The organism is Sphingomonas sp., assembly GCF_035998645.1.
Lineage (GTDB): Bacteria > Pseudomonadota > Alphaproteobacteria > Sphingomonadales > Sphingomonadaceae > Sphingomonas.
Window position 1 is genome coordinate 1 of sequence record NZ_DASYHL010000004.1, and the last position, 12,700, is coordinate 12,700.

General features: G+C 65.3%; 8 protein-coding genes and 1 tRNA gene. 7 read left to right on the top strand and 2 right to left on the bottom strand.

Annotation, left to right across the window (positions count from 1 at the left end; genetic code table 11):
• The first annotated feature begins 2 nt into the window (after positions 1-2).
• The 3 genes from VGN66_RS09510 (at position 3) to VGN66_RS09520 (ending at position 2,203) form a co-directional block, all read left to right on the top strand.
• Positions 3-79 (top strand) — tRNA-Met (locus tag VGN66_RS09510).
• A gap of 150 nt (positions 80-229) precedes the next feature.
• The gene (locus VGN66_RS09515; protein WP_327518592.1) at positions 230-934 is read left to right on the top strand and encodes a class I SAM-dependent methyltransferase; all 705 of its coding nucleotides are present in this window, start codon (positions 230-232) and stop codon (positions 932-934) included.
• Between the two features lie 27 nt (positions 935-961).
• On the top strand, positions 962-2,203 hold the full coding sequence (locus tag VGN66_RS09520; RefSeq protein WP_327518593.1) for a threonine synthase: 1,242 nt from the start codon (positions 962-964) through the stop codon (positions 2,201-2,203).
• Here the strand turns inward: VGN66_RS09520 and VGN66_RS09525 are convergent.
• Both VGN66_RS09525 and VGN66_RS09530 read right to left on the bottom strand, forming a co-directional pair.
• A complete protein-coding gene (locus VGN66_RS09525; RefSeq protein WP_327518594.1) occupies positions 2,200-3,684 on the bottom strand; it encodes an MFS transporter in 1,485 nt (494 codons plus the stop codon). The genes VGN66_RS09520 and VGN66_RS09525 overlap by 4 nt on opposite strands.
• Before the next feature lie 19 nt (positions 3,685-3,703).
• On the bottom strand, positions 3,704-4,738 hold the full coding sequence (locus tag VGN66_RS09530; protein WP_414713196.1) for a LacI family DNA-binding transcriptional regulator: 1,035 nt from the start codon (positions 4,736-4,738) through the stop codon (positions 3,704-3,706).
• Positions 4,739-4,967: 229 nt separating this feature from the next.
• Between VGN66_RS09530 and VGN66_RS09535 the strand changes: the two genes are divergently transcribed.
• Genes VGN66_RS09535 through VGN66_RS09550 form a run of 4 tightly spaced genes read left to right on the top strand, consistent with a single transcriptional unit; the run spans position 4,968 to position 12,692 of the window.
• Positions 4,968-7,679: a TonB-dependent receptor gene (locus VGN66_RS09535; protein WP_327518595.1), complete on the top strand. Its 2,712-nt coding sequence runs from the start codon at positions 4,968-4,970 to the stop codon at positions 7,677-7,679.
• A gap of 47 nt (positions 7,680-7,726) precedes the next feature.
• Positions 7,727-9,256 carry a tryptophan halogenase family protein gene (locus VGN66_RS09540; RefSeq protein ID WP_327518596.1) on the top strand — a complete coding sequence of 510 codons (1,530 nt, stop codon included), beginning with the start codon at positions 7,727-7,729 and terminating at the stop codon, positions 9,254-9,256.
• Positions 9,253-11,070, top strand: a complete 1,818-nt coding sequence (locus VGN66_RS09545; RefSeq protein ID WP_327518597.1) for an alpha-amylase family glycosyl hydrolase — start codon at positions 9,253-9,255, stop codon at positions 11,068-11,070. The genes VGN66_RS09540 and VGN66_RS09545 overlap by 4 nt, the downstream gene beginning before the upstream one ends.
• Positions 11,071-11,087: 17 nt before the next feature.
• Positions 11,088-12,692, top strand: coding sequence for an alpha-amylase family glycosyl hydrolase (locus VGN66_RS09550; RefSeq protein ID WP_327519359.1), 1,605 nt, complete (start codon positions 11,088-11,090; stop codon positions 12,690-12,692).
• Positions 12,693-12,700 lie beyond the last annotated feature (8 nt).

A 12,700-nucleotide genomic window follows, 5' to 3' on the forward strand; every position in this document is an offset into this window, starting at 1 on the left:
GGCGCGGGGTGGAGCAGCCCGGTAGCTCGTCAGGCTCATAACCTGAAGGTCGTTGGTTCAAATCCAACCCCCGCAACCATCACAACACAATCAGCCGCCTCCGGGCGGCTTTTTTGCGTCCGGCGCAGATCAAACGCGCGCGGCCGTTGTGCAAGGCAGCTGCCTCCGCCACGCTGGCAGGATGACAGTTCACCTTTCGCGTCGCGCCCTCCTGATCGGATCAGGCTGCATGCTTGCTACACCGCCTGTCGCGCGGGCGAAGGACGTCCCCTACGTTCCGACGCCGCCCGAAGTCGTCGAAGGCATGCTCGACATGGCGGCGCTGAAGGCCGGAGAACGCCTGATCGACCTTGGTTCGGGCGACGGTCGCATCCCGCGCGCTGCGGCTCGACGCGGGGCAACTGCTCTCGGAGTGGAACTCGACAGCAATCTGGTCGCACGCGCGCGGTCACTGACGCGGCTTGAAGGGCTGGAAGAGCGCGCTCGGTTTGTACGCGATGATCTGTTCACCGTGTCGCTCCGCGACGCGGATGTCGTGACACTCTATCTGCTCCCGGCGGTCAATGAGCGATTGAAACCTAAGCTGTTGAACGAGATGAAGCCGGGTGCACGGGTTGTCAGCCACGCGTTCGACATGGGCGATTGGCCGCATGATGAATTTCGGGAGATCGCCGACAAGCGCGTCTATCGCTGGACCATTCCGGCGATTGCTGGCGGCGAATGGCAACTCGTCCGTGACGATGGGCGCATGTCCAGGCTCATGCTGGATCAGCGCTATAGCCGCATCTCGGGAACGCTCGACGGCCGGGCAGTCTCCGGGGCGCAATTGGTTGGCGCGGCGCTAAGTTTCGTCGCCGAGGGCATTACGCATCGCGGCACGGTCGGGGATCGGCGGATTGTTGGCGAGGGGTGGCGCGCCGAACGGATCGACTAACAAGCGTTGGCGCACTAAGCCGACGCCATGCTGTACAACGCCAATCTCACCACCGACCGCCCGACCTTCGTCTCCCATCTCGAATGCGGGCTTACCGGTGAGCGTTATGACGCCGATACGCTGCAGGGCCTGTCGCGGGTCGGGCGCCCTTTGCTGGTTCGCTACGACCTGGATGGCGTTCGCGCGGCGGTGACGCCTGCGGATCTGGCCCAGCGACCGGCGGATCTGTGGCGCTACCGGGAACTGTTGCCGGTGCGGGACCGCGAGAACATCGTCAGCCTGGGCGAGATTACGACGCCGATCGTCCCGCTGTCCAAGGTTGCGGCGGGGGCGGGGGCCGCCAATCTGCTGGTGAAAGACGAAGGCCGGCTGCCGACCGGATCGTTCAAGGCGCGCGGCCTGGTCATGGCGATCAGCATGGCCAAAGAGCTGGGTGTCCCCACCATCGCCATGCCGACTAATGGCAATGCCGGTGCGGCCGCCGCCGCCTATGCCGCGCAGGCGGGCATCGAGGCGGTGATCTTTTGCCCCGACGATACGCCCGAGATCAATGTGCGCGAGATCGCGGCACAGGGCGCGCGCGTTTATCGCGTCAACGGACTGATCGACGATTGCGGCAAGCTGGTCGCGGCCGGGAAGGAAGCCAATGGCTGGTTCGACCTGTCGACGCTGAAGGAGCCGTACCGGATCGAGGGCAAGAAGACGATGGGGCTGGAGCTGGCCGAGCAGCTTGGCTGGGAGCTGCCCGATGTGATCTTCTACCCCACCGGTGGCGGGACCGGGTTGATCGGGATGTGGAAGGCGTTTGCCGAGCTGGAGGCGCTGGGATGGATCGGGTCGAAACGCCCGCGCATGGTGGCGGTGCAGGCCGAGGGCTGCGCACCGATGGTTCGGGCCTGGGAGGCGGGGGAGCGCCATGCGACGCGGTGGGAGGATGCCCACACCGTCGCGGCGGGGATCCGCGTTCCGCAGGCGGTGGGGGATTTCCTGATCCTCGACGCGGTACGCGAATCCAACGGGTTCGCGATGGCGGTCAGCGATGCTGCGATCCTGGAGGCGGTCGAGGATGCGGCGCGGCTCGACGGGTTGCTGCTGTGTCCGGAGGGCGGCGCAACGCTGGCGGCGTGGCGGGCGGCGGTGGCCGATGGGCGCGTGTCGCCGGACGAGACGGCGTCGCTGTTCAACTGCGCGACCGGGTTGAAGTATCCGATGGACGATCGCTCGCGCACGCTCGACCGGCATGGGCCGATTGATTTCTCGGCGATCTAAGCCTCCCTCACCCGTGCCATCGCAAGCGCCGCCAGCACCAGTGTCCCAGCGGCGAAGGCCATCGTCCAGATCGGCCGATCGGGGAAGAACGCCTTCATGATCGAGCCCATCACGGTCGCGACCAGCAGCTGGGGAACCACGACGAAGACGTTGAACAGCCCCATGAAAATGCCGAGCTTTGCCTGGGGCAGGTTCGAGGCGAGGATCGCGTAGGGCATGGCGAGGATCGAGGCCCAGGCGATGCCGATGCCGATCTCACTGACGATCAGCCAGTGCGGATCGCGGATCAGGAAGAAGCTGGCGAACCCTGCGGCGCCGCAGAGCAGGCCGATGATATGCGTGCGGACCTTGCCGAAGCGCGCGGCGAGCAGCGGGAGCAGTGTTAGCGCGGCGACAGCGGCGACGCCGTTATAGACGGTGAACAGCACGCCGACCCAGTTCGCGCCTTCCTGATACCGCGGATCTGCGGCGTCAGCTGCGCCGAAGAACGCGCCCGCGACAACCGGGGTCGTGTTGATCCACATGATGAACAGCGCCGACCAGCTGAAGAACTGGACGACCGCCAGCCGCTTCATGATCGGTGGCATCCCGGCGAAGTCGCCGACGATGCTGGCGAGCATGCTGGTGCCGCGCCCCGCCCTGGCCAACCGGACCGCGATCAGGCTGGCGATGCCATAGCCGGCAAGCAGCCCGCCGAGCAGATAGACTTCCTTCTCGAGATCGAACCAACCGACCGAGGCAGCGACCAGCGCGCCGGCGCCGATCCAGATCAGGCTGGCGACCGGACGACGCGCCGCGAGAACGCGCACACTGTCTGCCGCCGCCTCCTCCCGCGCGCCTTCGAACGCGGCGAGCTGTTCGGGGTTGTATTCGCGGGTGGTGAGGATCGTCCACAACACGGCCAGGAACAGGGCCGCGCCGCCGAACCAGAAGGCATAGCGAACGGTGTCCGGGATGCTCCCAAGAGGCGCTTCGTTGGAGACGCCGAGATGCTCAAGGCCCCACGGAAAGATCGACCCCACAACCGCGCCCGCACCGATAAACGCGGTCTGCACCGCATAGCCCGCGCTATGCTGGTCCTTGCGCAGCATGTCGCCGACGAATGCGCGAAACGGCTCCATCGAGATGTTGAGCGAGGCGTCGAGGACCCACAGCATCACCGCTGCGACCAGCAGCACCGGCGCGAGCGGCATCACGAACAGCGACAGCGCGGCCAGGATCGCACCGGCAAGGAAATAGGGACGGCGGCGACCCAGCCGGCCGAGCCAGGTCCGATCGCTCATATGCCCGATCACCGGCTGAACCAGCAGGCCGGTCAGTGGGGCGGCGATCCAGAGCGCAGGCAGATCGTCGATGCTGGTGCCGAGCGACTGGAAGATGCGGCTCATATTCGCATTTTGCAGCGCAAAGCCGATCTGGATGCCGAAGAATCCGAACGAGATATTCCACAGGCCCCAAAAGCCCTGGCGCGGTTTTTCCATCATTGATCCTTGGGCAGTGTCAGGCCGGTGCGCCGCACGAGCGGCGGACGACGAGTTTGGCGGGCAGCAGGACGTCGTGGACGCGCTCTTCACGAATGCGGCCGAGCAGCGTTTCGACCAGCATCCGGCCGGCTGCGCGGGTGTCCTGCATCACGGTGGTGAGCGGCGGGTTGGTGAAGCTCGCCGCCGAGATATCGTCGAACCCGACCACCGCGACATCCTCGGGCACGCGCAGGCCACGCGCGGCGAGTGCCCGCATCGCCCCGATCGCGATCAGGTCGCTGGCGGCAAGGATTGCGTCGAACTGCGCGCCGCGCTCGATCAATGCATCGGCAGCGGCAGCGCCCGCCTCTTCCGAGGTCAGCGCGTCGACCTGAAGCGCGGGGTCCGCAGCAACGCCCGTGTCTTTCAGCGCCGCAACATGGCCGCGATAGCGGTCGTGGAATTCGGGATAATGGCTCGATGCATGGCCAAGAAAGGCGATGTGCCTGCGGCCCAGGTCGATCAGATGCCGGGTTGCGGCGCGCCCGCCGCCGTGATTGTCGCAGCCGACGGTGAGGCCCGCCCCCTCCGCCTCGACCGATCCCCAGCGCACGAAATGGGTGTTCTGCGCGATCAGCTCGCTGATCTTGGCGCGATAAAGCTCATAGTCGCCATAGCCGAGCAGGATCAGTCCGTCGGCGCGGCGCGAATCCTCAAAATCCTGATGCCAGTCGCTGCCGAGCTGCTGGAACGACACCAGCATATCCTGCCCATGATCGGCGCAGGCGCGCATGATCGAGCCGAGCATCGAGAGGAAGAACGGGTTGATCGCGCTGTCGTCGGCGCTTTCGTCCTGAAAGATCAGCACCGCGAGCGTTTCGGCATGGCGGCTGCGCAGGTTCGATGCGGCCTTGTCGACGCGATAGTTGAGGCGCCGGGCGATCGCCTCGATCCGCATCCGCGTGGCTTCGTTGACGCCGCGTCCGCCGCGCAGCGCGCGCGAAACGGTCGGCTGAGACACGCCGGCGAGATGTGCGATGTCGAAGGATGTCGGCTTGCGTTGCATGGCCAATGGCCCACTTCCCCTAAATGCCCGCAGATGTAGCCCCTGCTTGGCCCGGCGACGTTGAGCGCCTTTCCGAGCCCCGTCAATGTTGCGCGGCGGACACGCAGCATGGCCTTGGCGGTGAATACGTATGCCGTTCGCTGGCGTATCCCGGCGCTTGCCCTGAATATTATGCACAACGCGCCGCAACGGTGCGCCCCGGCCAGAATAGGGGGCCGGCATAGGGGAGGATATCATGCGTCACATGCTTGGCGGCCGCGCGGCCGCACGACTTTCCACCGGGGCCAGTGGCTCTGCGATCGCCGCCGCGATGCTGATCGCCGGGCTGGCGATGCCTGCCCATGCGCAGGAGGCGGCCGAGCCCGCAGCGGATAGCGAAGAGGTGGTCGTCACCGGGTTTCGCGCGGCGCTGGAAAGCGCGGTTTCGACCAAGAAGGACTCCGAACAGATCGTCGAATCGGTGTCGGCCGAAGATATCGGCAAGCTGCCCGACGCCTCGATCGCCGAATCGATCGCACGCCTACCCGGCCTGACGTCGCAGCGTATTTCGGGCCGCAGCTCGTTCATTTCGATCCGCGGCTTTGGCCCGGATTTCTCTTCGACCCTGCTGAACGGGCGTCCGCAGACCTCGACCAACGACAATCGCGGGATCGAGTTCGACCAATATCCGTCCGAAATCGTCAGCGGCGTCAATGTCTACAAGACGCCGAACGCGTCGCTGACGTCGCAGGGCCTAGTCGGCACGGTGGACATCCGCACGATCCGCCCGCTCGACTATGGCAAGGAAGTCTTCGCGATCGGCGCGCGCGGCATCTACACCGACATGGGCAAGCTCAACAGCGGGTCGAAGGACTGGGGCTATCGCCTCAACGCGACCTATGTCGGCAAGTTCATGGACGACCGCCTGGGCGTTGCGCTCGCCGCGGCCTATGTCGACGAACCCTATCAGATCGAAGAGTTCGAGGCGTGGGGCTATGCCACCAATCCGGCGGGAATTAGCCTGATCGGCGGCGTGAAGCCGTTCGTCACGACGTCACAGCTCAAGCGGCTCGGCATTTCCGGCACGATCCAGGCGGATCTCGGTAGTAACTGGGAACTGACGCTCGACGGCTTCTATTCGAACTTCGACGACACCCAGATCAAGCGCGGCATCGAACTGCCGCTGGCATGGAGCGGCGCGGCGCTGTCGCCGACCGGGGTCGAAACCACCGGAAACCTCATCACGGCGGGCACGTTCACCGGCGTCGAAGGCGTGGTCAACAACCACAATTATCTGCGTCAGGCAGACCTGTATTCGGGCGGCTTCAACCTCAAGCATGAAGGCGATGACGGCTGGAACGTGAATTTCGATTTCGGTTGGTCGCGCACCGACCGTCGCGAGCTGATCCTTGAATCGAACGCGGGCACTGGACCTGGCGGTGGTGTCGGCGCAACCGATACGCTGTCGTTCCGCACCACCGAGACGGGCACCTATTTCACCTCGCATGCGCTCAACTACAGCGACCCGACGCTGATCGTGCTGACCGATCCGCTTGGCTGGGGCGGCGGTGCGCCGGGTGGGCGCCAGCATGGCTATTACAACGACCGCATCGTCGATGACGAGCTGTTCAGCTACCTCGCCGAGATCGAGAAGGAGTTTGACGGCGGCTTCATCAAGAGTGTGAAGTTGGGCGCCAACTATGTCGACCGCGAAAAGTCGCTGGTGCCGGATGAGTATTTCCTCCAGCTCGCGGGTGGGGCGCTGCAGGCGCAGGTGCCGACGCAATATCGCCTGACGCCGACCAATCTCGACTATCTCGGCCTTGGCCCGATGTTGAGCTATAACCCGCTCGATCTGCTGAATGGCGGGGTTTACACGCGCGTCGCCAACACTGCGCAGGACGTGTTGTTCAAGAGCTTCAGCGTCGGGGAAGAAGTGCTGAGCAGCTTTGCTATGGCAAACCTCGAAGCCGGCCTAGGCGGGGCGCGGCTGACCGGTAATGTCGGCGTGCTGGCACAGCATACCAACCAGAATTCGACCGGCTATATCCAGACGCCAACCGGGCCGCAGTTGCGCACATTGGGCGACGATTACTGGGATATCCTGCCCAGCCTCAGCCTCTCGCTGCGCTTCGACAGTGATTTCGTGATCCGCTTTGGCGCGGCGCGCGAGATCCAGCGGCCGCGTCTGGACGACATGCGCGTCAACATCTCCTATGGCGCCAACACCGCCGAGGGCATCGTCACGGGCAGCGGTGGTAACCCGTCGCTGCGCCCCTATCGCGCAACCGCATTCGATCTGACGTTCGAGAAGTATTTCGGTCGGAGCGGCTATGTCGCGCTGCAGCTGTTCCACAAGACGCTGCACAACTACATCTACACCGCCGAACGGCCGTTCGATTATTCGAGCTATCCGGTCATCCAGCCGACCCCGCCGGTCAGCACGCAGGGGCGGATCAGCCAGCCGTTCAACGGCGATGGCGGAGAGATTTACGGTGCCGAGTTTGCGGGTACCGTGCCGTTCGAGACCTTTACCTCGGCGCTGTCGGGCTTCGGCGTGACGGGTGGCGTGTCCTACACCAAGTCCAAGATCGCTCCCGAACCGGGCCAGCCGCCGGAGAATATCCCCGGCTATTCGGACTGGGTCGCCAACGGCACCGCCTATTTCGAGAAATGGGGGTTCAACATGCGCGGTAGCGTCCGCTATCGCTCGACCTTCCTTGGCGATTTCTCAGGTCTTGGTGCGAACCGGACACGTCGTCGCGCACTGTCGGAAACGATCGTCGACGCACAGGTCGGGTACGACTTCCAGCCGGGCAGCGCGCTGGAGGGGCTGTCGCTGTTCCTGCAGGGGTCGAACCTGACCGACGAACCGTTCGTCGCGATCAACCCGGGCCGCCCGCTTGAGGTGATGAACCACCAGCGCTTCGGTCGCCGGTTCCAGGCGGGCTTCACCTTCAAGTTCTGATCCGTGTATCTCCCGGCGGCGCGTCCGCCGGGGGGAAAGGCGATACGATGTCTGAAATGTTGCGCAGCATCGTCATCGCGGGCGGTGGGACCGCCGGATGGATGACCGCAGCGGCGCTGGCGCGCTTCTGCGGCAAGGGCTGGCGGATCACTTTGGTCGAATCCGAGGAGATCGGGACCGTCGGGGTGGGTGAAGCGACCATCCCGATGATCCGCACCTTCAACCAGGCGCTGGGGATCGACGAGGCGCAGTTCCTGCGCGAGACCCAGGGAACCTACAAGCTCGGGATCGAATTCGCCGGATGGGGCGGGTTCGATGATCGCTACATCCACGCCTTTGGGCTGGTCGGGCGCGGGCTGGGGCTGTTGCCCTTTCACCATTATTGGCTGCGCGCGCGGGCGGCAGGCAGAGCCGGGCCGCTGGGCGATTATGTGCTCAACGCCGCCGCCGCCTATGGCAACCGCTTCGCGCATGTGCAGCGGGCAGCAGACAGCGCGCTGCCGCCGATGCCCTATGCCTATCATTTCGACGCCGGGCTCTACGCCGCGTTCCTGCGCCGCTATGCCGAAGCGCGCGGCGTTATGCGAGTTGAGGGGAAGATCGGTGCAGTCGAGCGCGATGGCGAGAGCGGCGACGTCGCTGCGCTGACCTTGAACGGTGGCGAGCGGATCGACGGCGAATTGTTTGTCGACTGTACCGGATTTCGCGGGCTGCTGATCGAGGGTGCGCTGGCGACCGGTTACGAGGATTGGGGCCACTGGCTGCCGTGCGACCGCGCGGTCGCGGTGCCGTGCGCCGGGGTGCGTCCGCTAACGCCGTATACGCGCTCCACCGCGCGCACGGCCGGGTGGCAGTGGCGCATCCCGCTGCAGCATCGCACCGGCAACGGCCACGTCTTCGCCTCGCGCCACATCAGCGAGGATGAGGCGACCGCGACGCTGCTGGCCAACCTGGACGGCGAGGCGCTGGCCGAACCGCGCATGCTGCGCTTCACCACCGGCAAGCGAAAGCGCTTCTGGAACCGCAATGTCGTGGCGATCGGGCTGTCATCGGGCTTTATCGAGCCGCTGGAGTCCACATCGATCCACCTCATCCAGACCGGGATCAACCGGCTGCTCGATTTCCTGCCGAGCGGCCCGGTGGCAAGCTCCGATCGCGATGCGTTCAACCGCATCGCGGATGTCGAGATCGAGCGGATCCGCGACTTCGTGATCCTGCACTACACCGCCAATGGCCGCACCGGCGAGCCGTTCTGGGACGCGCTGCGCACGATGGCGCTGCCCGAGCCGCTGGCGAACCGCATCGCGATGTTCCGCACCGATGGCCGCATCGTGCGCGAGCATGACGAGCTGTTTGACGTCCCCGGCTGGCTGCAGGTGATGGTGGGGCAGGGGATCGTGCCCGAGCGCTGGCACCCGCTGGCCGATCAGCTCGACGACGCGCAGCTCGACCAGTTCCTGTCGACTGTCGCCATCGCCTTTGCCTGCGATGCCGCGCGCATGCCCGATCATGATGAGTTCGTCGCACGCTTCGTCGCGACCCCGCAATCCCAGCCCCAGGAAGTGACCCGCGTATGAAGCTGTTGCCGCTGATCCTCGCCACCGCGCTTGCCAGCCCCGCGCTGGCCCAGACGCCCGCCCCGCAGCCATCGCTGCGCGAGCGGACGGCGGAGCAGGAAGTGCTGTACTTCATGCTGCCCGATCGGTTCGAGAATGGCGACCCGACCAATGATCGCGGCGGGCTGAAGGGCGACCGGCTGACGCACGGCTTCGACCCGACGCACAAGGGATTCTTCCATGGCGGCGACCTCAAGGGGCTGATCGCGCGGCTCGACTATATTCAGGGGTTGGGCGCGACCGCAATCTGGCTGGGTCCGATCTACAAGAACAAGCCCGTGCAGGGCGGGCCGGGGCAGGAAAGCGCCGGCTATCACGGCTATTGGATCACCGACTTCACCCAGGTCGACCCGCATTTCGGGACGAATGCGGAGATGAAGGCGTTCGTCGACGCGGCGCATGCGCGCGGGATCAAGGTCTATCTCGACATCATCACAAACCACACGGCGGACGTGATCCAGTATCGCGAGTGTCCGGTCAGCGCCTGCGAATATCGCAGTCGGGCGGACTATCCGTACCAGCGCAAAGGGGGCGTCACCGGCAAGGCCATCAATCCGGGCTTTGCCGGTGACGGCATCGGCACGGCGGAGAATTTCGCCAAGCTGACCGATCCGAACTTCGCCTATACCCCGTTCGTGCCCGAAGCCGAGAAGTCGGTGAAGGTGCCGGCATGGCTCAACGACCCGATCTTCTACCATAATCGCGGCAACACGACCTTCCGCAACGAAAGCTCGACCATGGGCGATTTCGTCGAGCTGGACGATCTGATGACCGAGAATCCGCGCGTGGTTCAGGGGTTCATCGACATTTATGGCGGGTGGATCGACCAGTTCGGCATCGACGGATTCCGCATTGATACCGCACGGCACGTGAACCCCGAATTCTGGCAGGCGTTCGTTCCGGCGATGCAGGCGCGGGCAGCGGCGAAGGGCATCCCGAACTTCCACATCTTCGGCGAAGTCGCGAATGAAGGCGATGCCGGCGATCTGGCGCTGCACACCCGCGTGCACCGGTTGCCGAGCGTGCTCGATTTCGGCTTCCGCGCGGCGGTGCAGGCGACGGTGGCGGGAAGCAAGGGCACCGATACGCTCGCCGCGCTGTTTGACCGCGACGCGCTGTACGAGGGGGGGGCGACGACCGCGCTGCAGCTGCCGACCTTTATCTCCAATCACGACCATGGCCGTTTTTCGACCGATGTGCGCAAGGCGTTTCCCAAGGCGGACGATGCCGAGCTGCTGGCGCGCGTAAAGCTCGGCCATGCGATGCTGATGCTGCTGCGCGGGGTGCCGACGGTCTATTCGGGCGATGAGCAAGGGTTCATCGGCGACGGCAACGATCAGGACGCGCGCGAGGACATGTTCCCGAGCAAGGTCGCGGTCTATAACGACAACAGGCTGATCGGCACGACCAAGACCACGGCGGACTCGAACTTCGACATGGCGCACCCGCTCTATGCCGAAATCGCCAAGCTGTCGGCGGCGCGCAAGGCGACCCCGGCGCTGAGCAGCGGGCGGCAGGTGACGCGTAATTATGACGAGACGCCCGGGCTGTTCGCGGTGTCGCGGTTCGATCCTACTACGGGTGCCGAGGTGGTCGTCGCGTTCAACACCAGCGCCAAGCCGATCACCCGCAACCTCGAGATCGGTGTTGGTTCGACCGGCTTCACGTCGATCGTGGGTAGCTGTTCGGCCAGCGCCGCTGCGCCCGGCAGCCTGACCGTGACGCTCCCTGCGTTCGGCTATGTCGCCTGCGCTGCGACCGGAGGCGCCAAGTGAGTCAGGCTGCACCCGCAATGGCAACGGAGCCGCAGCATGACTGGTGGCGCGGCGCGGTCATCTACCAGATCTATCCGCGCAGCTTTGCCGATTCGAACGGCGACGGCATTGGCGATCTGCCCGGCATCACCGCGCGGCTCGATCATGTCGCGGGGCTGGGCGTCAATGCGATCTGGCTGTCGCCGTTCTTCACCTCGCCGATGCGCGATTTCGGGTATGACATTGCCGACTATTGCGACGTCGACCCGATTTTCGGGACGCTGGCCGATTTCGACGCGCTGATCGACCGCGCGCATGCGCTGGGGCTGAAGGTCATTATCGACCAGGTCTATTCGCACACCTCCGACCAGCATGCCTGGTTCAAGGAAAGCCGGGCGAGCCGCGATAATCCGCGCGCCGACTGGTATGTCTGGGCCGATGCCAAGGCGGACGGGTCGCCGCCGACCAACTGGCAATCGGTGTTCGGCGGCCCGGCCTGGACCTGGGACGCGCGGCGCGGGCAATATTATCTGCACAATTTCCTGAGTGAGCAGCCCGACCTCAATCTGCACAATCCGGCGGTGCAGGATGCGGCGCTGGCGGCGGCGCAATTCTGGCTGGAGCGCGGGGTCGATGGCTTCCGCGTCGATGCGATCAACTTCGCGATGCATGACCCGCAATTGCGCGACAATCCGCCCGCGCCCGACGATGGCCGCCCGCGCACGCGCCCGTTCGATTTCCAGAGCCATGTCTATAACCAGAGCCACCCGGACATCGTCTGCTTTCTCGAACGGCACCGCGCTCTGACCGATGCGCATGGCGGTGCGTTCACCGTCGCCGAGGTCGGCGGCCCGACGCCCGAGGCGGAGATGCACGCCTTCACGCGCGGCAGCACGCGGCTCAACAGCGCCTATGGCTTCGACTTTCTCTATGCGCCGCAGCTGACTCCGGCACTGGTGAAGAAGGCGGTCGAGACCTGGCCGGACGCGCCGGGCACCGGCTGGCCGAGCTGGGCGTTCGAGAATCACGATGCGCCGCGCGCGGTGTCGCGCTGGGTGGAGCCTGAACATCGCGATGCGTTTGCGGCGATGAAGATGCTGTTGCTGCTGTGCCTGCGCGGCAATGCGATCCTGTTTCAGGGAGAGGAACTAGGGCTGACTCAGGTCGAGATTCCGTTCGACAAATTGCAGGACCCGGAGGCGATCGCCAACTGGCCGCTGACGCTGAGCCGTGACGGGGTGCGGACCCCGATGCCGTGGCAGTCCGATGCCGAGAATCTGGGTTTCGGCGCGGGCGAGCCGTGGTTGCCGGCCGGGGCGGACCATGCCGCGATGGCCGTCGATCGCCAGACGAGCGAGAACGGATCACTGCTGAACCTCACGCGCGGGCTGATCGCGACGCGCGCGGCCAATCCGGCGCTGCGCGAAGGCGCGATGGCGGTCGTCGAAGCTGATGATGCGTTGCTGGTGTTCACCCGCAGCATTGCCGGGCAGCGGCTGACCTGCGCTTTCAATCTGGGCAATGTCGCGCGCCCGTGGCATCCCGCGCCATCGGACCGGTTCCGGGTGATCGCCGCCGTCAACGGCGCGGCTCCGGGCGACCTGCCAGCCTATTCGGGCATGGTCCTCGAACAAATAGACTGACGCGAACG

Coding starts and splice junctions, on each gene's coding strand:
- VGN66_RS09515 (WP_327518592.1), top strand. CDS start 230: ATGCTTGCTACACCGCCTGTCGCGCGGGCGAAGGACGTCCCCTACGTT.
- VGN66_RS09520 (WP_327518593.1), top strand. CDS start 962: ATGCTGTACAACGCCAATCTCACCACCGACCGCCCGACCTTCGTCTCC.
- VGN66_RS09525 (WP_327518594.1), bottom strand. CDS start 3,684: ATGGAAAAACCGCGCCAGGGCTTTTGGGGCCTGTGGAATATCTCGTTC.
- VGN66_RS09535 (WP_327518595.1), top strand. CDS start 4,968: ATGCGTCACATGCTTGGCGGCCGCGCGGCCGCACGACTTTCCACCGGG.
- VGN66_RS09540 (WP_327518596.1), top strand. CDS start 7,727: ATGTCTGAAATGTTGCGCAGCATCGTCATCGCGGGCGGTGGGACCGCC.
- VGN66_RS09545 (WP_327518597.1), top strand. CDS start 9,253: ATGAAGCTGTTGCCGCTGATCCTCGCCACCGCGCTTGCCAGCCCCGCG.
- VGN66_RS09550 (WP_327519359.1), top strand. CDS start 11,088: ATGGCAACGGAGCCGCAGCATGACTGGTGGCGCGGCGCGGTCATCTAC.